Source organism: Chitinophaga agrisoli (assembly GCF_008386695.1).
Taxonomy (GTDB): Bacteria; Bacteroidota; Bacteroidia; order Chitinophagales; family Chitinophagaceae; genus Chitinophaga; species Chitinophaga agrisoli.
In genome coordinates this window covers 1,187,934-1,211,240 of sequence record NZ_VUOC01000004.1, presented here as the reverse complement: position 1 = coordinate 1,211,240, position 23,307 = coordinate 1,187,934, and the positions used below count along the sequence as shown (strand labels likewise).

General features: G+C 50.1%; 16 protein-coding genes. 12 read left to right on the top strand and 4 right to left on the bottom strand.

Annotated elements, in window-relative coordinates:
* Positions 1–25: 25 nt before the first annotated feature.
* On the bottom strand, positions 26–1,147 hold the full coding sequence (locus F0L74_RS23900) for a mechanosensitive ion channel family protein (protein WP_149840433.1): 1,122 nt from the start codon (positions 1,145–1,147) through the stop codon (positions 26–28).
* A gap of 67 nt (positions 1,148–1,214) precedes the next feature.
* On the opposite strand from F0L74_RS23900, the gene F0L74_RS23895 reads away from it, so the two are divergent.
* Both F0L74_RS23895 and F0L74_RS23890 read left to right on the top strand, forming a co-directional pair.
* Positions 1,215–2,651, top strand: coding sequence for a baeRF7 domain-containing protein (locus tag F0L74_RS23895; protein ID WP_149840432.1), 1,437 nt, complete (start codon positions 1,215–1,217; stop codon positions 2,649–2,651).
* A gap of 274 nt (positions 2,652–2,925) precedes the next feature.
* A complete protein-coding gene (locus tag F0L74_RS23890; RefSeq protein ID WP_149840431.1) occupies positions 2,926–4,296 on the top strand; it encodes a tryptophanase in 1,371 nt (456 codons plus the stop codon).
* A 105-nt stretch (positions 4,297–4,401) separates the two neighbouring features.
* On the opposite strand, the gene F0L74_RS23885 is transcribed toward F0L74_RS23890, so the two are convergent.
* Positions 4,402–5,448 (bottom strand): glycosyltransferase family 9 protein, encoded by a 1,047-nt coding sequence (locus F0L74_RS23885; protein ID WP_149840430.1) that lies wholly within the window; start codon positions 5,446–5,448, stop codon positions 4,402–4,404.
* Between the two features lie 105 nt (positions 5,449–5,553).
* Entirely contained in the window at positions 5,554–6,582 is a 1,029-nt protein-coding gene (locus F0L74_RS23880; protein WP_149840429.1) for a glycosyltransferase, read from the bottom strand.
* A gap of 275 nt (positions 6,583–6,857) precedes the next feature.
* On the opposite strand from F0L74_RS23880, the gene F0L74_RS23875 reads away from it, so the two are divergent.
* The 4 genes from F0L74_RS23875 to F0L74_RS23860 are packed head-to-tail and all read left to right on the top strand — an operon-like array spanning position 6,858 to position 11,631.
* A complete protein-coding gene (locus F0L74_RS23875) occupies positions 6,858–7,499 on the top strand; it encodes a TetR/AcrR family transcriptional regulator (protein WP_149840428.1) in 642 nt (213 codons plus the stop codon).
* Positions 7,500–7,524: 25 nt separating this feature from the next.
* Entirely contained in the window at positions 7,525–8,835 is a 1,311-nt protein-coding gene (locus F0L74_RS23870) for a TolC family protein (RefSeq protein ID WP_246197802.1), read from the top strand.
* Positions 8,836–8,886: 51 nt separating this feature from the next.
* A complete protein-coding gene (locus F0L74_RS23865) occupies positions 8,887–10,029 on the top strand; it encodes an HlyD family secretion protein (RefSeq protein WP_149840426.1) in 1,143 nt (380 codons plus the stop codon).
* A 21-nt stretch (positions 10,030–10,050) separates the two neighbouring features.
* Complete coding sequence (locus F0L74_RS23860; RefSeq protein WP_149840425.1) at positions 10,051–11,631, top strand: DHA2 family efflux MFS transporter permease subunit; 1,581 nt, start codon at positions 10,051–10,053, stop codon at positions 11,629–11,631.
* 441 nt (positions 11,632–12,072) lie between these two features.
* On the opposite strand, the gene F0L74_RS23855 is transcribed toward F0L74_RS23860, so the two are convergent.
* Positions 12,073–12,960 carry an AraC family transcriptional regulator gene (locus F0L74_RS23855; RefSeq protein WP_149840424.1) on the bottom strand — a complete coding sequence of 296 codons (888 nt, stop codon included), beginning with the start codon at positions 12,958–12,960 and terminating at the stop codon, positions 12,073–12,075.
* 84 nt (positions 12,961–13,044) lie between these two features.
* Here F0L74_RS23855 and F0L74_RS23850 point away from each other — a divergent pair, with 84 nt between their 5' ends.
* The 6 genes from F0L74_RS23850 to F0L74_RS23825 all read left to right on the top strand — a co-directional run bounded on the left by F0L74_RS23850 (position 13,045) and on the right by F0L74_RS23825 (position 23,094).
* Complete coding sequence (locus tag F0L74_RS23850; protein WP_149840423.1) at positions 13,045–13,815, top strand: phytanoyl-CoA dioxygenase family protein; 771 nt, start codon at positions 13,045–13,047, stop codon at positions 13,813–13,815.
* Between the two features lie 57 nt (positions 13,816–13,872).
* Positions 13,873–14,946, top strand: a complete 1,074-nt coding sequence (locus F0L74_RS23845) for a LacI family DNA-binding transcriptional regulator (protein WP_149840422.1) — start codon at positions 13,873–13,875, stop codon at positions 14,944–14,946.
* 50 nt (positions 14,947–14,996) lie between these two features.
* Positions 14,997–16,922 carry an ulvan lysase-like protein gene (locus F0L74_RS23840; RefSeq protein WP_149840421.1) on the top strand — a complete coding sequence of 642 codons (1,926 nt, stop codon included), beginning with the start codon at positions 14,997–14,999 and terminating at the stop codon, positions 16,920–16,922.
* Between the two features lie 81 nt (positions 16,923–17,003).
* Positions 17,004–18,527 (top strand): glycoside hydrolase family 28 protein, encoded by a 1,524-nt coding sequence (locus F0L74_RS23835; protein ID WP_149840420.1) that lies wholly within the window; start codon positions 17,004–17,006, stop codon positions 18,525–18,527.
* 10 nt (positions 18,528–18,537) lie between these two features.
* Positions 18,538–20,226 (top strand): glycoside hydrolase family 88/105 protein, encoded by a 1,689-nt coding sequence (locus F0L74_RS23830; RefSeq protein ID WP_188316134.1) that lies wholly within the window; start codon positions 18,538–18,540, stop codon positions 20,224–20,226.
* Positions 20,227–20,229: 3 nt separating this feature from the next.
* A complete protein-coding gene (locus F0L74_RS23825) occupies positions 20,230–23,094 on the top strand; it encodes a tetratricopeptide repeat protein (protein WP_149840418.1) in 2,865 nt (954 codons plus the stop codon).
* The last annotated feature ends 213 nt before the right edge of the window (positions 23,095–23,307 follow it).

Below are 23,307 nucleotides of genomic sequence, written 5' to 3'. Positions count from 1 at the left end.
AACGATAAACAAACTTAATATTCCCCTATAACTCCATCCCAGACCTCCCCGTTCCTAATTCATCCGCTATCGGTTTCTTCTCCCCACTCATTTCCGCCCTCACCTTCGGCAAACTCTCCGGATACCGCTCCTGTACAAACGCTATCATCCTTTCCCTCAAAAAACACCTTAGATCAAACGCCTGCCCAGAATTCACCGCGCTGATCAACAACCTAACCTCCATCGTCCTATCCGTCGCATTGGTCACCTGCATCACCTTTACCCGTTTATCCCATAACGGATGATCCGTCACCAATCTTTCAAACTCCGCCCGCAGCGCATCCACCGGCGCACTATAATCCAGGTATAAAAACACGGTTCCCAGGATCGCAGAGCCCGTCCGCGTCCAGTTCTGAAAAGGCTTCTCTATAAAATAATTAATAGGCAATATCAATTTCCGCTGGTCCCAGATGCCCAGCACCACATACGTCAACGTAATCTCTTCCACGCGTCCCCATTCCCCTTCTACGATCAGTACATCATCTATACGTATCGGCTGTGTAAAAGCGATCTGCAATCCCGCCAGGAAATTAGCCAGGGAACGCTGCGCCGCAAAACCCACAATAATACCGCCTACGCCTACGCCGGTCAGCAAACCGGTACCTATCTTGCGCAGGCTTTCAAAGCTGAGTAATACCGCGCAAACTACCAGTATAACGATCACACTAACGGATAATTTCCGGATAAACTGCAGTTGGGTCCGTATCTTCCGCTCCCGCAGATTATTCGATTTTTTAAGGTCATACGCATGTACTACATAGTCTTCAAACACTTTTACAATGCCGATCAGAATATAGCCAAAAGTGATGATCAGCAGTACTTCCACAATGGAGCTGAACACTGTCAGCTCTTTGGGCCGGAGCTCCATCAAAGGAAGGAAAGCGTTCAACATCAGTACCGGCAAAAAATAAGTAACCGGTGTGCCTAAACGTTTCAGTATTGAACGTATGACAGAATATTCTTCTACCGGCGCTTTGGCAGAGCGGTGCAGTACTAACGATAATAACCCTTTAATGGCAAACCCGGTGATCAGCGCACAGGCTGCCAAAATGATATTCCCTAACCAAGAGGGCAAATGGCTCAATGATTGTTGTATTTGGTCCAGCATACACTACAAATATAAGCTCATATGGTATAGTGTTTGTGCCCTTATTTGAGTAATAAAACTGTTAACTATGGGAAAAGATAGAGAAGGAAAATTCATTCCGCTTAAAGGAAAACCCTCCGGCTCCGGCCGCGAAGCCAGGTTGGGATTAAGGCCCACTATTGACGAAGAAGGATTAAAACGAGATGAGGAAATGACCGCCAGATATACCAGTGGAGAAGATGAACTGGCGCCTAATGTACACATGCGGCACCCTAACAGGAATACCGCAAAAGGAGAGGAGGAGGAATACGCCTCACAGTCTAATTACAAAAAACAGCAGGTTGCCGGCCAGGCTGAACCTTTGCCCGGTAACCTAACCCGGGAAGATTTCACCACAATTGCAGCATATCATGCTACAACCGGGTACTGCATTACTTTGTATATGCCTACACACAGATCCGGTGTGGCAGTAAATGAACAGCAGGATGCCATCCTGCTAAAGAAATTACTTCAACAAACCCAGCAGCAGCTGGTGCAGAAAGGTTTATCCGCAGATGAGGCAGAAGCCGTATTGCAACCAGCCTTTAACCTCCAGCAGGATAGCAGTTTCTGGCGCGGCCAGGAACATGGCTTAGGCCTGTTTATCGCAGACGGGTATTTCAAATATATACAGCTGCCAATGAGTGTGGCGGAACAATGTTATATCAACCACTCGTTCCATATCGGCGCCCTGCTGCCATTGCTCACCAATAAGGAACATTTTTATGTACTGGCGCTCAGCAAGCATAAAGCCACCTTATATGAAGCAGATGCATTTGGTATGTGGGAAGTACCGGTGAATGGGATGCCAAACGGTATGGATGATGTAGTGCATTTTGAAGAGAAAGACGGTAAAGATTTTTTCCGTACAGGAGGCGCAGGCCCCGGCCAGGGCGCTAATTATCACGGTATGGGCGCAGGCCGTCCGGATGATAAAGAAAACATATCCATGTATTTTGACGAAGTGGATGAAACCCTTTGGAAAGAGGTGCTGTCCACCAAAAATACGCCGCTGCTCCTGGCCGCCGTGGACTATATGATACCTATTTTCAAAAAACGCTCAAAGTACAAACACATGATGGATGATGCGCTGATAGGTAACTACGAACACGGGCGCATAACAGACCTGTATGAAAAAGCGAAGGAAAAAATGCAGCCGTATTTTGAACAGCATTGCCGGCAGGCCCTGGAACGATACGCTAACAACAGTGCTAATGGCCGCACTTCTTCTGTATTGGCGGATGTGATACCTGCCAGTTATTACGCACGCGCAGACGTATTGTTCATCCAAAAGGACGCACAGTTATGGGGCGCTTTTGATGAACAGCGTAACGACCTGCAGCTGCATGATACAGAACAACCCGGGGATGAATGCCTGGTGAACGCTACTGCCGCTAAAGCCGTGGAAACCGGCGCGGAAGTATTTATGTTAGATAAACATCAGATGCCTGCAGATAGCCCTATGGCGGCTATTATGCGGTATTAAGGGACTAACCCGTTGAATGAAAGGCTGTCTTAAAGTGGTGCTCAACGGCACCTTCACTTTTAAGACAGCCTTCTTTTTTAACCGTTCTGTTCGTTGGTAAAAATTCCCTATTTTCGCATTAGATGAACCTTTGGAAAAATATCATTAAGAGCCCTACCTGATGCTTCCCCGCCCAACCCGGGCGTTCATTTCCCATTTTATTATATCACCATTAAACAAAGGCGCTCCGCCAGGGGTTGTCTTGTATACCTGTATCTAATACCTGACACTACATATGAAAACAATTATAGAGCCTTTTAAAATAAAGGCGGTAGAGCCTATTTACTTTACTACCCGTGAAGAGCGCATCCGGATTCTGCAACAGGCGCATTTTAATCCCTTCCTGATCCATGCGCGGGATGTGATCATAGACCTGCTTACAGACAGTGGCACCAGCGCCATGAGCAGTGAGCAATGGGCCGGTATCATGCGCGGCGATGAGAGTTATGCCGGCAGCGACAGTTTTTTCCGGTTTGAGACCTCTGTACGCAATATCACAGGCATGCCCTATATCATTCCCACACACCAGGGCCGTGCGGCAGAAAAGATCCTTTTCAGCATTACCGGCGGTAAGGGCAAATATTTTATAAGCAATACCCTTTTTGATACTACCCGGGCTAATATTGAGTTTTCCGGCGCGGAGGGGGTGGACCTGCTCTGTGATGAAGGTAAGCAGCCTGCATTAGTTGCGCCTTTTAAAGGCAATATGAATGTAACCGCGTTGGAGCAATTCATCCGGGAAAAGGGGGCAGAGAATATCCCGCTGGTCATTATTACGGTAACAAACAATTCCGGCGGCGGTCAGCCGGTAAGTATGGCCAACGTAAAGGCGGTAAGGGAAATATGCGATCGTTACGGCGTGCGCCTGTTCATTGACGCCTGCCGCTTTGCGGAGAACTGTTATTTTATCCGCAAACGGGAGGCGGGATATGAAAACCGTACCATTCTCTCCATTGCCCAGGAATTGTTTTCTTATGCGGATGGTTGCACCATGAGCGCAAAAAAGGACGCCTTTGCCAATATTGGCGGTTTCCTGGCCATGCGCGATGAGCAGCTGGCCATGGAATGCCGCAACCTGTTGATCATTACGGAAGGGTTCCCCACCTACGGCGGCCTGGCCGGCCGGGACCTGGAAGCTATTGCCATAGGCCTGGAGGAAGTCCTGCACGAAGATTACCTGCAATACCGTATCCGCAGCATAGAATACATCGGGGAGAAGCTGGATGCTGCCGGCGTGCCCTATATCAAGCCCACCGGGGGCCATGCTGTTTACCTGGATGCAAAGGCCTTTCTGCCCCATATCCCGCCCCACGAGTATCCCGGACAGGCATTATGCGGCGCCTTATATGTGGAAGGAGGGGTACGTGGCGTAGAGATAGGCTCCGTTATGTTTGGTAAATACGGGCCGGATGGGGCACTGGTTCCAGCGCCTATGGAGCTGGTAAGGCTGGCCATTCCCCGTAGGGTATATACCCAAAGCCATATAGATTATGTAGCTGAGGTGATTGTGGAGGTGTTTAACCGGCGGAATAACATCAAGGGGTATAAGATCACTTACGAAACGCCGTTATTGAGGCATTTTATCGCGCATTTTGAACAGCTCTGAGGCGGGTAATTGCATCGCAACTGCATCGCAACGTTACACCCTACCACCAAATGCGGGCTACTATAAGTACCGATGGTCAGCAGGTAAAGTTGCCTTGCCATATTATTAAACAATCGGCTGCTCCTGTACTACATGGGCGGCCGTTTTATTTGCTGCTAAGGGCCGTTGCAGCACTTTCTCCATAGCTGCCAGCACAACGCCCAGGTCGTGTGACTGTGCCGCCGGTATGGTCAAGTGCAGTGATGCATCCAGCGGGGCCCAGCGATCCGGATCTGAAAAATGCGAGAACACTACTACGCTGGGCGTCTGCAACGCTGCTGCTACATGCGATACGCCGGTGTCATTGCTTAGCAGGGCGGCTGCCCCACGGATCAGCACCGCCAGTTCGCCAATACCGGTATGGCCTATGCTTGCCACCAGGTCAATAGCCCGGTATCGCATCTGATCGGCCACCGCTTTGGTCAGGGATTGCTCCTCCTTGGAACCGGTGACCAATATTTGATAACCGGCTGCCGCCAGCGTATCGCCTATGGCGGCAAAATTAGCGGGTGACCAGCGCCGCCGGCAATCCCGTGCGCCAGGGTGCAGGCATACATACTGTCCGGCTGTCAGGTGCAGGCGCTGCATGATCTTATCAGCCGCGGCATATTCACTGGTGGTTACAGGAAATTCCAGTGCTGTGCCCTGCAGGGGAACGCCAAGAGCATGCACCACTTTCAGCAACCGTAGTATCTCGTGCTCGCTTTCCGTCATAACAGGGAATAGCTGCTCATCCGGACAGTAAGCGCCTTCCAGCCGCAGGCCAGCGGTCCGTTTCCCGCCCAGCAGCTCGCAGAGCTCATTGGTATGCGTGCCATTGCCCTGTAATTGCAGCACCAGGTCATATTGCTGCAATTGTGCATCTGTCAGAAAACGGGTCACCCTGGACAGTACCGGCTTTTGTTCCGGCAGCCCCGGCCAGCCGGGAAACTCCACAAAATGATCGAAATAATGCCGGAACCGGGTGGCAAACCCCTTTTGCCCCGGCAATCCTATCAGGGTGATGGTCGCCCGGGGATAAGCCTTCTTCAGTGCCCGCACCGCCGGGATCAGACAAATCAGGTCGCCCAGCTGAAGGGCCCGCAGTATAGCTATCTTTTTGATCTGGCTCATAGTTGGTCTGTATCCTTATAAATAATATACTAAATATACCCGCCGCTGGTTTTAACAACCGGCGGTGGCTTAAAGTTTATCATACCTTCGCAATAGGCCTGTCCGTCATGGGTTGCTAATGATCGGTGACCCGCTACGGTCGCCACTGCCAATAGGAAAGCCCTCATTGTTCAAGCCGTTCAGGCGGCCGGACATTACATTACTCACCACTTTTTCCCAATCTTTCGCAAACCGCTCTATATTAAATGACCGCATCGCTACTTTCCGGCCTTCTTCTCCCATACGGGCTGCCTGTTCCGGGCGGCGCAGCAGCCACTGCATCTTCTCGGCCAGGCAGTTTATATCCGTATCAATGAAGCCGGAATGCCCGTTACGGATGACAGTAGCCAGTTCCGTGGTCGCTAACCCTACTACCGGTAATCCTAGCATCATCGCCTCAAGAAGCGCCAGCCCAAGGCTGGTATACCGGATGGGGTGAAAGTAGAACCGGTACTGCGCTATAAATGCCGGTAATACGGGATGCAGTACTTCTCCCAGTCCGCCGGCGGCTTCAGCCTCCAGGCCCACCAGGTCTAGCGGTACCTGCCGGGCCAGCTCCTGGTAAATGTCCAGCCCAAGCCGGCGCCCCCGCTGGGCCAGGTTGTTCACCACTACAATACCTTTTTCCAGTTGCCCGGTATAATGCACATCCGGCGGTACGGTCACCCCATGGGGGATCACCGTGTTGGGGGTGCGGTTATTATCCCACATCAGCTTATTATAATGTGTTACATGCACCAGCAATACATCAGGATCATCTACAATGTGTTTGGTGTCAGTAGGATGCTCCTGGGGCGGGTCATGTTCCAGGTAGATCCGGGGCAGCTGCAGCTGTTCCTGCGTTAGGGCCGTATACTGGTCCGTAAGGTAATTCCGTGAGTTCTGGTAAAGGATGCAGTCAAATGAGGCCTTGGGTATGTCTTCCAGGGGTATCTCATATACGTTCCCGCCAAAAGGGAAGGTTGGCCCCCTGCCAATATAGCCCGTTGACCGGGTCTCATCCACCGGGAGATAGATATCAAAATTTGCTTGTGACAGATAATATAGATAACTGCCGTGAACATGCCAGGTAAAAATCTTGGGTCTTGATGACATAACTGGAAGCGTGTTTTATCGTGATATGGGTATACTGCCGCTTTATCCGGCCTCAATTAACGCGCCAGTTGTGCCAAAGGGGAGGAGGCCCATTTTTCGCCAACGGGACAGTAGATAATTTTACCCATTGCTGAAGTATAATAATCCCATTTTATTTGATTCAGATAATCAATTACTTACAAATTATCTCCAATAAAATTCAATTAAACATTTGTTTAACTTAAACAAACGTTTAATTTTGTGTCCGAATTAAGTGTTTAACAACATTTGAAATCATGGAGGAAGCGATAATGGATTTTAATCAAAAACAACTACAGATCCTGGACACGGCGGAGCGGCTTTTTGCGATGCGCGGGTTCGATGGGGCGTCTGTCAGGGACATTGCGCAGGAGGCAGATGTGAACATCGCCATGATATCTTACTATTTCGGTTCTAAGGACCGGCTTATAGAGTCAATTTTTCTCAGCCGTGTGATGGATGTAAAGCGCAGTCTGGACGAGCTGGTAAAGAATAAAGAATTGGCCCCACTGGAGAAAATATACCGGCTGATAGACATGTTCGTGGCTAAGATCACAGACCGCCCTAGTTTTTGCCGGATAATGGTAAGAGCGCAGGCAACACAGGAAGGTGTGGCTACAGAGCTGATCATGGAAGTGAAGAAGCAGATGTATGATATGATCAAAAAGCTGTTTTCAGAAGGACAGAAAAAAGGGGTGTTCAATAATCATGTAGATCCCCTGATGATGGTAAATACCCTCGTAGGTACTACCAATCACATGATCATCTCTGAGAAATTTTTGCGGAAACTATGGAACATGGAGGCCACACAGGATGAAAAGTTCCGTCTTACCCTGAAAGAAAAAATAAGTGCTCATTTAAAAAATTTGTTTAAAGTAGTATTAACCAATGAATGCTAGGAGTTTATACAGACCGTCATGGATAATGTTCCTGGGAATGCTGCTGGCCTGGAGTTTACCAGGAGAAGCACAAACCAGTAAAAGCCTTTCATTGAATGAGGCAATTGAATTAGGTATAAAGAACAGCAAACAGCTTAAATTAAACCAGACGAAGATCACCTCAGCCCTGAATGCCGTAAAATCAGCCAACGCTGCACAATTGCCGGAGGCCAGCGTATCAGGGTCCTACCTGCGCATCAACCAGCCCAATGTGGATCTGAAAATGAAATCAGACGACAACAACGGCGGGGGCGGCGAAAGCTTCCCTAAGGTAGACCAGGTAGCCTATGGTTTAGCCACCGTAACAGTGCCCCTGTTTTCAGGCTTTAAATTACAGGCCGGCAAAGAATCTGCCCGCTATTTGGCGGAAGCCACTAAACTGGATGCAGATCATGACCGCGAAGCAGTGATCCAGAACACCGTAGCCGCTTACAGCAACCTGTATAAAGCTACCGTAGCCGTGAACCTGGTACAGGAAAACCTTAAACAGTCACAACAGCGCGTAAGCGATTTTGTGAGCATGGAGAAGAATGGCATCATGGCCCGCAACGATCTGTTAAAGGCGCAACTGCAACAGTCCAATGTTGAAGTAGCCTTAACCCAGGCAGAAAGCGACCGGAATATAGCCAATGTAAATATGGATATACTGCTGGGCCTTCCGGAAGATACCAAATTGGAACTGGATACCACTTTCCTGGGAAACAACGGCGCCACAGAAAAGAATGTGATCGAGTGGGAACAGCTGGCCGTGCAAAAGCGTAAGGACGCTGCCTCTCTGCAGGCGCACGAAAAAGCCGCCAACGCAGATATTAAATCTGCTAAGGCAGATTACTATCCTTCACTGGCGCTCACCGGCGGTTATGTAGCAGCATATATCCCCAACGTAATTACGGTCACCAATGCAGTAAACGTAGGCGTAGGCCTGAAATATAACCTGTCTTCCCTGTGGAAGACCGGAGACAAGGTAGAAGATGCAAAGAACAGGCTTAAGGCAGTACAGATCAATGAAGAGATGCTAACGGATAATATTCACCTCCAGGTGAATCAGGCCTACGAAAACTACGTTGTAAGCCGCAAGAAGATTGACATGTACGAAACGGCAATCGAGCAGGCGGATGAGAATTACCGCATCACAAAGAACAAGCACACCAACAGCCTGGCAACCACCACTGACCTGCTCGAAGCAGATGTCGCGGAACTGCAGGCCAAACTGAACTACACCTCTGCACGCGCAGACGCCGTAGTGGCTTATAATAAGCTGCTCCAGGCAGCAGGTGTACTGGGAGAGAATAACTGAGCTATAACAAACAAGTAACTAAACAACAACTAATTTCAATTTAAGGTCTTTATGGAAACAAAAGCAAATGAAGTAAGATCTGCCAGCCATAAATCAGATAACGGCGCAGCACAGGAGCCTGCTCCTAAGAAAAGGAACCCGCGTTTCATTATCATCCTGGGTGTGCTGGTGATCGGTGGTGCGATCTTCGGTATCAAAACTTATGTACATGGTCTGCATCACGAAGAAACAGATAATGCACAGATTGATGCAAATGTGAGTCCCGTGATCCCCCGTGTGAGCGGTTATGTGAAAGAGATAAGAGTAAAGGATAACCAGCAGGTAAAAAAGGGTGATACCCTGATCGTACTGGACGACCGTGACCTGGTGATAAAGGTACAACAGGCAGAAGCCGCCATGGCTGCAGCAGAGGCGAACGTAGGTGTGGCAGAAGCCAATACCACCACTTCCCGCGCAAACATCGTGTCTTCCCAGGCAAATGTAGCTACGGTAGATGCGCAGATAGAAGCCGCTAAAGTAAACCTCTGGCGCGCCTCTCAGGACTATGACCGTTATGCTAACCTGATAAAGGATCACTCTATCACACAACAACAATACGAGCAGGCCCTGGCCGCTAAACAAACAGCTGAGCGTCAGCTGCAGGTATTACAGGAGCAAAAAGCGTATGCCGCCCGTCAGACCAGCGTAGTATCCTCTCAGAGCGATGCCACCGCTAAACAGATCAGCGCCGCGCAGGCAACGATCAAAGAACGTCAGGCAGATGTGGACAACGCTAAACTGAACCTCTCTTATACCGTGATCACCGCGCCGGAATCCGGCAGGGTATCTAAAGTATACGTACAGTCCGGACAGTACCTGCAGGCCGGCCAGTCCCTCTTCAGCATAGTATTGGATAACGCAATATGGGTAGTAGCCAACTTCAAGGAAACACAGCTGGACAGGATGAAGGTTGGACAGAAAGTGAAAATCCATATTGACGCCTTCCCGGAAAAAGACCTGGATGCCCATGTAGCATCTTTCTCCCCGGCCACCGGCGCACGTTTTGCCCTGCTGCCCCCGGATAACGCCTCCGGTAACTTTGTAAAAGTAGTACAACGCCTGCCCGTGAGAATAGAGTTCGATAACCCGGAAGATGCAGTAGTGAAACAACTCCGCGCCGGCTTGAACGTACTGGTAGACGTACATCTTGACTAATAAAGTACTAAGACTGATTTTATGACACAACAGGCATCATTGGTAGAATACGGAGCGCGCAGGGTGATCATCACCATTACCGCGATATTCTGCGCGCTGCTGGAAATAGTGGATACCACTATCGTGAATGTGGCCCTGAATGATATGAAGGGCAACTTGGGTGCTACGGTAAGTGAAGTGGGCTGGGTAGTAACTGCCTATGCCATCGGTAACGTGATCATTATACCCATGACCAGCTGGCTGGCGCAACAGTTCGGACGCCGTAACTATTTCGCGGTATCCATTGTAATATTTACTGTGTCATCCTTCTTATGTGGTAATGCCAGCGTGCTCTGGGAACTGGTACTGTTCCGGTTCATCCAGGGGGTAGGCGGTGGCGCCCTGCTGGTAACTTCACAAACCATCATTACAGAAAGTTATCCGCCGGAAAAGCGCGGCATGGCCCAGGCTATCTACGGATTGGGCGTGATCATCGGCCCTACCCTGGGACCTCCATTGGGCGGCTATATTATAGATCACGCTTCCTGGCCTAACATTTTTTACATCAATATACCCATAGGAATAATAGCCACCTTGTTGACACTGCAATTTGTGCGTAGTCCCAAATATGCAGAAAAGAAAGCGGCGAATGAAATTGATTGGTGGGGAATAGGTTTCCTGGCCGCAGCGGTTGGCTCGTTGCAGTATGTGTTGGAACGCGGGCAGGAAGACGACTGGTTTAATGATTCAACGATCACCATCTTAACGGTGACCTCGGTTTTGAGTTTCTTCTTCTTTATCTGGAGAGAATTGGTGTACAAGAACCCAATAGTGGAACTGCGTGTGTTAAAGAATGGCAATTTACGGATCGGCACTATTTTATCGTTTATCATGGGATTTGGTTTGTACGGGTCCACCTTCATTTTACCCCTGTACACACAAGGGTTAATGGGGTGGACCGCCACGCAGTCCGGTTTGCTCATGCTGCCTGCTGCGCTTATGACCGCCTTTATGATGCCGCTCATTGGTAAAATGCTGGAAAGGGGGATTCCGCAGCCCTACCTGATAGCCGTAGGTATGATCTCTTTCTTCATCTACAGCTTCTGGGGTTATAAGATCATCACGCCGGATACCGGTAAGCCGGACTTCTTCTGGATGCTGATCGTGCGTGGTGTAGGCCTGGGCTTCCTGTTCATTCCTATCACGGCCATGTCGCTCTCCTCCCTCAAAGGGGTACAGATCGGGCAAGGCGCAGCTTTCACGGGTATGATGCGGCAATTAGGCGGTTCCTTTGGTATCGCGCTCATCACCACCTTTGTATCGCGCCGCAACCAGCTGCATCGTAATGACCTGGTAAGCTACCTGGATACGAACAACCCAACGGTGATGAACAGGATTCACGCCATGCAGGCGAACTTTATGCAAAAAGGCATGGATGCGCAAACAGCCCTTAAATCTGCTTACCAGGCATTGGAAGGCGCTATTACCAAACAACAGACCGTATTATCCTATATGGATGTATTCCTTTACCTGGGTGTGCTGTTCCTGGTCTTTGTGCCGATTGTATTACTGGTAAAATCGAATAAACAACAGGGAAAACTGGATGCATCAGCGATGCACTAATAAGATATCATGTGCGGATATGCAGACAAGCACAAGGGAAATTTTATACTGCATGTCCGCACATTCAGAAAATATTAAAGAGCGTTACTAACAGTGTAACAGTTGTAGGTTTAGGTAAAGGCCGGAATATTCTTATTCCGGTTTTTTATTTACGTAATGGGGTATTATTTTAGCAAATAATAGGATAGATATGTATTTATGGTATGAGCGTTTATATGTCCATTTGTATAAGGTAGTATATAAGATGGTTATCTCGTACATTATATAAACAAAAAGTGTGTCTACAATAAGAAGAAATTTAGGGAAGCGCTGTTACTATTTGATAGAGAAAGCCCCTTGCAAAAAATTGTTGGATATGTTATTTCAGTTGGGCTGGTCGTAGTCTCGCCGGTTGTATTTTTCATTGTTATGGTGTGGCTGGGGCATTTAGGTTCCAGCTGATCAGTACCCCGCCCTTTCCCTATATTCCCCCGGCGTACACCCCGTAAACTTCTTAAACACCGTAGAAAAATACTGCGCATTCTGGAACCCCGTCTCATAAGCAATAGCGGTAATAGACAGCTTCCCTTGCTGCAGTGCCTCCTGCGCATGCTGTATCCGGCGCTTCAGCACATAATCCAGCGGCGTTGTCCCCGTAGTCTCCTTAAACCAGTTCTTAAACCTGGACAGCGACAGTCCTGCCTGCATAGCCAGCACCGGCAGCATCACTGGCTCATCCAGGTGCGTGCTTAGGTAAGCGTCTATTTTCTCCATGCGTGCTTCCACCTTACGTACCCCTGCAGCCTGTGAGCAGCTGATAACCGCCAGCAGGAAATCTGCCAGCAGGTGTTGCACCCGTATATGATCCAGCAAGCCGGTATTTTGCGCATGATGATGGAATACCTGGTCCAGTATATGCTTTAGCCGGGTATTGCCTTTAAAATGGCGGGGTAGCTGCAGCAGCTGCCGTTTCCACTCCGTGGCCAGCTGCCCGTCAAACTGCAGGAAACGTTTCGCCTTCCCCATAGCTGCCATATTAATGATGATCCAGTACATTTCCCCCTTCTCTTCCGGGAATTCGCCGGTACCATGCAGCTCGCCAGGATAGGTAACAAACAGGTCCCCGCCTTTCACCCGGTATAAATGACCATCCACTTTATACACCTGTTCTCCTTTGCTGCAAAAGCAAAGCTCCAGCATATCACGGTGGGCATGCGTGTCCAGTGCGGCACGTGTTTGTTTATAATGATACTTGCCTAACACCGTAATATCCCTCCAGCCCCATGGCCGGAAATCAATAATATGCCGCTCTGCTGTGGAATGAATATCCAGGTCCCTGCTTTTACCCATGTATAAAATAGTATTGGAGTACAATGTTAAAATAGTTCTTAAATATACAACCTTACCTTTGAAAGGATCGTAAAAAACATATTTATGGCAATAATAACTGCATCGCAGGCCGCTGCATTTGAACGCGATGGTTACCTGGTGGTGGAAGACCTGCTCACGCAGGAGGAGATCGGTTACTATCGTGATATATACGAACAGTTCCTGGACAACAGGATCAATACCGGCAAATTCCGCTCAGACCTGGGCGGCTTTTTGGGGGATGACCAACCAGCCGCTTCCAGGGAACGCATTACGCAGATCATGCTGCCGGGCAGACTGGCGCCGGACCTGCTGCAAAAGCCGCTGCACCTAAAGACATTGGCTATGGCAAAAGAGCTGCTTGGGGAAGATATGGATCTGGATTTTGATATGCTGATAGATAAAGCGCCCTTCACCAATACGCCTACGCCCTGGCACCAGGACTGCGCTTACTGGATCAGTATGCCGGACACGCGCGCTGCCAGTTGCTGGGTAGCGTTAGACGATGCGGTGAAAGACAATGGTTGTATGTGGTACGTGCCTGGTTCCCACCGGCAGCCCGTTCGCACGCACCGTCCAGCAGGCGCCGGTGGTGGCGCGCTGATGTGTGATGCCGACGAGCAGGAGGGAGTAGCCGTAGAGATCAAGGCGGGTTCCTGTATATGGCATCACGGCGGCACCTTACACTACAGCCGCGGCAACAGTACCGTTATGCGCCGCCGTGCATACATCACCAACTTTAGGCCCGCAGCTATGGTGCAATTTGAGCGGGAGCAAGGCTTTGATCATACCGGTGAGCGGGAAGTGCGTAATACCGGCGCCCAAAGCAGTAAATAGCAAACAACCGGGCGGCTGATTATTTTTCTATATTTGTTACATACGTCATAAAACTTTATGAAGAAAAATAACGCCAAAGCTGCTGCAGGTGTAAAGGAAATTGCCAGGCTTGCACAGGTATCCATTGCCACGGTAGACCGCGTGATCCATAATAGGGAAGGGGTTTCCGAAAAAACAAAAGCGAAGATCCAGGCCATCATTGATAAGCTGGGCTATCAGCCCAATGTATTGGCGCAGCGCCTCGCATTAGCAGCCCGCGGGGCCATTAACCTGGCGGTATTACTGCCGGCTATCTCATCGGAAACAGAGTTCTGGCAGGCGCCAAAAGATGGCGTCAACAAGGCCGCCGGAGAGATCAGGCAGTACGGCGTAACCATTACCTACTTTTATTTTGATCAGAATGATGAGAACACGTTTGAAAAGCAGGTAAAGAAGATCGTGCGGGCGAGCCCGCAGGGCATATTACTCACGCCTACCTTCCCTGAGCCGGCACTGCGGCTGATAGAGCACTGCAACAACACCGGTACGCCATATGTGCTGATCAATACAGATATCCCCGGTTATGACGCTATGTCCTATATAGGACCGGAAATATTCCGCAGCGGTTACCTGGCCGCCCAGCTTATACATTACGGTATCAGGAATAATAAAAAAGTGGTGATCGCCAAAATTGCCCGGGAAATAGATAATAACTATGCCATTCTGCGTAAGGAAGAAGGGTTCCGGGCATATTTCAAGGATCACGGCTTATCAAACGGCCTGCTTACGCTGGACTCCCTGCAAACGGAATACGCGGTGGTTTCCCGCAAGCTGGCAAAGCTGATTAAACAGGAGCCGGATATTGGGGCCGTTTTTGTCACCAACTCCCGTGTATCGTTGGTGGCGCGTTTCCTGGAAGCAGCCGGCCGTAAGGATATTATCCTGCTGGGTTATGATTTTACCACAGATAACGTACAATACCTGAAAACAGGCAATATAGATTTCCTGATCTGTGAAAAGCCACAGGAGCAGGGCTACCGTGGTATTATGACGCTTTTTCAGCACCTGGTATATTCCAATACCATCGAAAAGAGTTACCTGATGCCTATTGACATCATTACCCGCGAGAACTACATTTTCTACCGCAATTAACGGGATATGACAATAGGGCATCGGCAGGTTTTATAAAAACAGTAAGGCTTATGATCGCAAACGCAGGCTTTTACAGGATGCACCTGGTTATTTCTCTCACACTGGCAAGCTTGTTTTGTCTGTCTGTTCCTATACATGCACAAAAGCTTTCACCAAAAAAAGAATATGCGGCCACCTTGCTGGCCTTAGCAGATGCGTTACTGGCCCGGCAGGCGCCGGACAGTGCGGGCGCTAACGCTGGCGGTATCTGGTGCGCGCATTGCCAGGTATGGCATACCCGCGCCGCAGAAGCTGTTTATCCCTTTACCATGGCCGCCCTTATTACCGGCAATAAACGCTACACAAAAGCGGCACAGCAGGCCGCTGCCTGGCTGTTCCGCCAGCAGCAGCCCAACGGCAGCTGGAAAGAAACACCCGAAGAATGGACCGGCACCACCACTGATCAGTTGCTGATGCTGCTGCTCTCCTATGAGAAGCTCCAACCGCAGTTAAGCCATACAAAACAACAGCAATGGCTGAGCGCCATGGATAGTGCGGCAGCATACCTCTACCGCGTAATGTCGCCGGAGTTTGCCAGCATAAACTATGTAGCCACCACTACTGCCACACTGGCCAAAGCAGGAGTACTACTACATAAGCCTGTCTATACGCAAAAAGCCATGCAGCTGGCCCGCCGCACCATTGCCAAAATGGATGAAGACGGATTCCTGAACGGGGAGGGTGGCCGTAGCCATGGTAGTAAAATGGGGGTAGACCTGGGTTATGATATGGAAATGTCTTTATGGGGCCTGGGCCTGTATGCCCGCCTTACCGCAGATACCCTGGTGGATGCCTGTGTAAAAAAAGGCCTAAAAAATCATCTCTACTTTATTTACCCGGATGGCTCCCTGGATGGCTCCTGGGGCATCCGTTCCAATAAATGGACCGGCTATGGCAGCGCTACTTCAGACGGTTGCCAGGTCTTATTCAGCCTCTATGCGGACGAGGATCCGCGTTATGCAACTGCAGGCCTGCGTAACCTGCAGTTCCTGCGCAAGAATATTACAGCCAGTGGTTTAATAGGTTACGGCCCGCAGCACGCAGCAATATTTAATACGCCGCCCTGTATCTATCCCACGTTCGCCAAAGCCAAGAACCTGGCCATGGCCTTTGCGCTGGAGACAAAGGAAACACGCACCGCGGCGCCGCTACCGGCAGATAGCAGCGGCTGGATGAAGATCTTTCCCACGCTGGACCTGGTAGAGGTACGCACACAGGAATTCATGGCTACCATCACCGCTTACCGTTATAAAGACCCTGCAGGGGCCAAAGGCAAATATATGTTCCGCCCGGATGGTGGCGCCATTAGCCATCTCTGGGCCGCCGGTCACGGTTTTATGAGCGCATCCAGCCCTACAATATACACCCGCCCGGAGCCGATGAGTTTCCCCGAAGCTCCGGGGGTGCTGCCGCTTACACCCAGGATCGAGTATACAGACAGCACCGGTTATTTTACCAACCTGTTTGAGTTTGATGGCCGCCTCTCAGCCACAGAAAAAGACAATCGTCAATATGTGGTAACAGTAAGCGGAGAACTGAAAGATAAAAACCAGCTGGGCGGCGGCGTAGGCTATCGCCTGGATTACCTGTTCGCAGATAGTATGCTGCAAAAAGAAATTACGCTCACCTATCATGATACAAGGCCCGTCGTGCACATCATAGAGCCTTTGATACATGATACAGGAATGACGTTCCAACAAAAAGATGACCGCACCATATTCATCCGCGCAGGAGAAAAACAATGGGTCCTGAAGCTCTTATCCGGGCACGCGCGCTGGATAGCAGGCCGGGAGGCAGCCCGTTACTGGACGCCTTACCCCGCGCTAAAAGCCTGGCCGCTGGAGCTGGAAATAACGCCGGGTCCACAGGCAATCAACACTAGCGTTACATACAGCCTGCAGGTGTTAAATACACAGGCGGACAAAATAAATGATTAATATCGGGTACGTACCCGAATATTTGTCTACTTTCGGTTCAAGTTCTTATCTGTCAGTAAAAGTGAAAAACGAATGCAAGTAATGCCACGAATATTCCACGCCCTGTACCTATGCTGCCTATTAATGGGCTTATCCGCTGTTGCTAATGCGCAGTGGTATGATGTAACCCGCTATGGCGCGGTAGGGGACAGTGCCACAGATAATACCAAAGCCATACAAAAAGCAATAGATGCCTGCGCCGCCACCGGCGGAAAAGTATATTTCCCCGCAGGCAAATTCCTCACCGCCACGCTTTACCTGAAAAGCAACGTGATTCTGCATGTAGCAGCTGGCGCCACCATTTTAGGCAATAAGGATACAAAACAATATCCCTACCAGGATGCCGGCATTCGTTTTTATGGGGATGAATGGGCCCGCCAAAGCCTGATCTTTTGCAAAGATCAGCAGAACGTAGGCATTGAAGGCGGCGGTACTATTGATGGCCAGGGCGCCGCATTCGTTATTAACACCACAAAAAAGCCAGACCGTTACCGCAACCGCCCTTATTTATTATGGTTCATAAACTGCAAAAACGTAAAAGTGCGGGATGTATCACTGCGCAACTCCGCCTTCTGGATGCAGCATTACCTGGGCTGCGAAGACGTATGGATAGATGGCCTGCATATTTGGAACCATTCCAATAAGAACAATGATATGATGGATATTGATGGTTGCCGTAATGTACATATCTCCAACATCACAGGAGATTCAGACGATGACGGCATTACCATCAAAAGTACATCACCGCGTATAACGGAAAACGTTACCATCAGCAACTGTGTGATCAGCAGTCATTGTAACGCGCTCAAGCTGGGAACAGAGTCTACCGGCGGGTTCAGGAACATTGTGGTAAGCAATTGTGTGATAAAACCTTCGGCGCAGCAGACTACCATTTACGGCCTGCCCGCAGGTAACGGCGGCATTTCCCTGGAGATGGTAGACGGCGGCATCATGGAGAACATCACTATTAACAACATCATGATAGAAGGACCGCAGGTGCCGCTGTTTGTACGGCTCGGCAACAGGGCGCGTCCTTATAAGCAGGGCGGGCCGGTACCGTCGCCCGGCCGTGCGCGTAATATATTCCTGTCTAACATCACGGCTAAGGGCGCAGATTCCACCGGCTGTTCCATCAGTGGTTTGGCCCAGGTACCTATTGAGAATGTTTCACTGGCACATATCTATATCGAAACAAAAGCAGCCACCAATGTAGACCTGCATGTGCCCGTACCGGAAAGGGAAACAGAATATCCGGAGGGTACCATGTTTGGCAACCTGCCTGCATACGGATTGTTTATCCGCTATGCAAAAGATGTGCGGCTGTCTGATATCACCCTTCGCTCACCCACGGCAGAAACACGCCCCGGTATAGTGGTGCATAACACACAACAGTTCACGCTAAATGGCCTGGATATACAAACCTCCGCAGCTACGCCAACCGCCGTATACATCAGCAACAGCCAGGATGGTAATGTGTCCAACAGCCGGAACGCCTGGCCTGCGCAGCGCCGCTTGCTGCAGGATATTGTATCAAAGAATATACAAACCGATGCAACAGCCAGGTAAAATAGCATACATGATCTGCCTGGTAGTGTTCCTCTTCCACTCAGCTGCCGCACAACAGCCGTCCGCGCTGGCTACGGCAGCCAGGGTAGCAGACCGGTTCATGAAAGACACCCGGTTTGAATGGCGTTGGGAGCCACAGAAAGAGGTACTGGGCATGCAGGTGCTGGACTTCCGCTTTCTGAACATCTCCCCGGATCATAAGGCTTTTGCGCTGCGGTATGCCGTAGCAGCAAAAGATACCGTGATACGTTTTGGGATCACCACCGCCGCGCCGGTACAGGTGTATTTGAACCGCCATCAGGTATACCAGCAGGACAAGACCACTGTTACCAACCCGGTAGAAATAGCCTACAACCGTTTCACTTTCAGCCAATACTTTACAGCGCCCCTGGAAAAAGGCAGTAATGAGATCCTGGTCCGTTATACGGCAGCGCCGGCGGTATTGCCGGTGATATTCCTGCGGGCTGTAACGCCCGCCGGGGATGAGGAGACAGCCGTATCGTTTACGGCACATCCCCTTGTAAAGGAATGGTGGTACAGCAGCGCTCACTCAGCGGATTTACCTGCCACACCGGCCACCGGAGCAAACTACCAATACTGGCAAACCGCCCCGCAACATTGGCTGCCGGAGCTGGTGATAGACAGCCAGGCCGCTTACCAGCGGGAATCCTATGCCAACTGGCACTATTCCCACGGTACCGCCATGTGGACACTGCTGGCCTTAGAACAGGCAACAGGCGACGCGCGTTATGGCAACTTCATAAAAAAATATAAGCAGTTCCTGCTGGATAACTATGCTGACCTGCAATTTCAATATGACTCCCTGTACGCCTGGCGTGGTAGCTACCACCGCATATTCCGCCGTACTATGCTGGATGATGCCGGCGCCGCTGCATTGCCATTGGCCGCTATGTATCTGCAGCAAAAGGACAGCCTGTTATATAACCGGCTCCTGGGGCCATTACTACAATACATCACAGAAAAACAAGCGCGTTTAAGCGATGGCACGTTCTGCCGCCCGGAGCCAGTGGAGTTTACTTTGTGGGCAGATGATCTCTTCATGAGCGTGCCTTTCCTGGTTACAATGGCAAAGGCTACCGGCCGGCAGTTATACCTGGCTGAGGCCGTGCGCCAGGTACTACAGTTCCGCAAATACCTGCTCAACCCACAAACCGGTTTATATAAACACGGTTGGTTCAGTACCACGCGACAGCAGTCAGTGGCTTACTGGGGCCGTGCCAACGGCTGGGTGGCATGGGCCACAGTGGTATTACTGCAAACATTGCCAACCGCACATCCTGCATACAAGGAAATAAAACGCGCATTCCAATCACATATGGCCGCACTGCTGCCATACCAGGCACAGGATGGTATGTGGCATCAGCTGTTGGACAAACCTGACAGTTACGAAGAAACCTCCTGCACCGCCATATTCGCCTATACCATGGCTACTGGGGTATTGCATGGCTGGTTGCCGCAACGTTATAAAGCGCCCGCAATAAAAGCATGGGAAGCAGTAGCCGGTAAAGTAGACGATGGGGGAGTAGTGCACGGCATTTGTCAGGGTACGGAAATTGGCAGTAATGAAGATTTTTACCGGCATCGGAAAACAATAGACAACGACCCGCGGGGACTGGGCGCGGTGATCATGGCAGGAACCGCCATAGCGGCGCTGCAACAACAAAACATCCAACATTAGCAATTGCGATACACCTTTTTATACCTGATAATTGGCGCTTTACTGCTTTGCGCTTGCAACGACCGGCGATCAAACTACCTGTTTGATATGGGTAGCGCCGGGCACAATGCTGCGCCGGGTTATACCCGCATAACGCCACAGCTGCATTATGATCCTGCAACCGGTTACGGCTGGCTGCAGGCGCCCGCACGTGCATTTGATAGCGCCAACCATAAGCTCTATAGCCCCATATTCCAAAGCGGCGTATGGGCAAAAGATAGCCTGGTATTCCAGGCCAACCTGCCGGATGGTGATTATTTCATGATCATCAGCGGAGGTAGTATTGATTCCGTATTGATGAACATGACGGTAGCTGTAGATCACAAACTATTGCCAGATACGCTTAGCACGCCGTTCTACCGGCTGCCTTACCGTACCCTGCGTACTAAAATAACCGTGCAGAACGCTAAAGTGATCGTAAGCATAACCGGGTTGGGTACCCCGGTAGGCATATACGCACTCGAATTTTACCCATGTACACATAACCAAAGCATAAACACTACTACACCGCTGGAAGAAGATACAGCTGCCATAAGCAGCTGGCTGCGGCATACCACGCAACAGCTGGAAAAAGACAGCAGCAATATCGCCCTGCGCAACCAGGCCGCTATGGTCCGCAAATACCTGCTGGCTTGCTACTATTTTGATGGCGGTGGCTGGTCACAGACAGTAAAACAAACAGGCCTGAGCCTTATCTACCGGATGTTCGCGGCAGCAGATCTGCTGGAACAGGTTATTGCAGATCCGGATGATCCGCTGTATGACCGTGCACGCTACCTGCTGGCCCGCACCTATTACTGGCTCGATCAGGAAGATGATAATTCCTGGCAGCAATCCAGGGCCCGGCAACTATTCACACAATTACAATCAAAATACCAGGATAATGACCTCCTGAAAATGTACCTGGGACAGCAGGTGGCAGATACCTTCACCATGGCCGCCCCTCCGCCAAACGCGCCTGCCTGGGCCGTATCCCAGCGGGAGGTAATGGCCCGTTTGCTCAGACTGATACATTGGTGGATAACGGTAAAACAAGCGCCAAACGGCGAGTTGGGCGGCAAATACGGAGATGATGTAGAGATGTTGCGCTGGTGGTTGCCTGCCGTACTGGGCGTAGATGACAGCCTGGCGCGTACTGGTTATATCCGCCTGGCAGATGGCGTATGGAACAGCGGACAGCTGGAACGCGGTTTTTCAAAAAGGATAGATGATGTGGAGCACGCCGCAGAGCTCTTCAGGGATACACATCCGGGCATGTTATTGCTGGAATACGGTAACCCGGAATACATAGAAAGATGCTTGACCAGTATGCAGAATTTCCGCGACGTATGGACCGGCATCACCATCCTGGGCCACCGGCATTTTCGTTCCTACTATCTATCCGCAACAGCCGTATCTGCATACGCGCCTTATGATGTGGATGTAGCCATGAATGCCCGCGCACTGCTGCCCGGCCTGTGGGCCGCCTGGTATAACCGCAACCCGGAATTACTACGACTATTAGGTGAATTGGGACAGGCATGGGTAGCCGATGCCAACAGGGCAGCGAACGGTAAGCCGGCAGGTGTTATACCTTCAGCGGTAGCCTTCGATGGCGACCGGATAGGCGGCCACGCTGCGCAATGGTATGATCCGGAGCTCACCTACACCTATTACAACTGGGATCACCTGGGGCATGTGAATGAGCTGCAATACCTGCTTACCGGTTTATACGGCCTTACCCAAAAAACGCTTTTCCTGCAAACCGTGAGTTTCAATGCGGCACTGATGTCCAAACCTTTGCTGCAAAAAGACGTGGCAACGCCAGGTTCACTGCCATGGGTACAACAACAGCTACAAAGCGGTGGTTCAGATCATGCAGCAGGGGTGAACCCAATGGGCAAACTATTTGCCATGGCAAAAAACCTCAGTAACAACAGCAACTATGATACGCTCATAGGAAAATATGGCGCCGCATATAACCGCTATACGCTCTGTCACAACAAGCAGGTACTGGAAAAGGCTTTACAGCAAATGCTGAATGGCCTGCGTTATAATTTTCCGCTCAACACCAGTGAGGCAAAATTTACAGACCGCGTATACATCCCCGATAACACGCTGCTGGCCGGCATGTACCTGGGGCATTTTGGCGCGGGGTATGAGTATCCCTCGCTGCTGGTCTCATGGAAAAATACCGGTAAAGATGCGGCCATATTAGTGCATGGTGGCGATCATCATTCCCTGCAGGCTGCTGTATACAATTTCGGACAGTCGCGCAACGTGCAAATGCGTACCTGGCAACTCGATCCAGGCGTATATCAGATACGCACAGGGCTTAGTAAAAACGGGAACGACAATATACAGGAAGTATTAACTACAGACACATTTACCGTCACAGAGCGTGTAAAAGATGTTACGCTAACACTGCCCGGCAAACAATTGCTGGTAATTGCGGTAAAGCAGCTGCAGGCTTATCCTCATAATGCTCAACAACTGGCCGATCTTGCGCTTGCAGAGAAGGATATTAGTATTCACGGTGGCGCACAGCCTCACACATATGTGGTACAGGCAGTCATACATAACATAGGCAATACAACCGCTGAAAATGTAAAGGTCTATGTTGATGTGATGCTGCCCGGTGACCATGCGTTAAAAGACAGCGTAATCATTCCTCAGCTGGAAGCGCCCAATGATCTGCAACCACGCATTAAAAAGATTGAGTTTACGCTGAAATTGCCAGCTGGCAGGCATTTCGTGAAGTTATCAACTGCTTGCCGGCAGCCGGAAATTACGCAGCTAAACAATGCGGCCGGCGTATATTTCAGGGCAGGTAATAACACGAAAGAATAATTTTTAAGATTTCCGGGTACGTTACCGGAAAATTGTTTTATATTAGAGTAGTAGAGTTTTTTAAAGTAAGTTTTTCTCTTTTTCTCATCAGGAGTTTAACATTTAGATTGGGGGGACATTTTTATTTTTATTTCACGGGAAAACTAACCACGTAGCTGGATCAGAGAAGCAAAATTTCAAGGACATAGATAATGACTGTTTGTAGAAAGATTT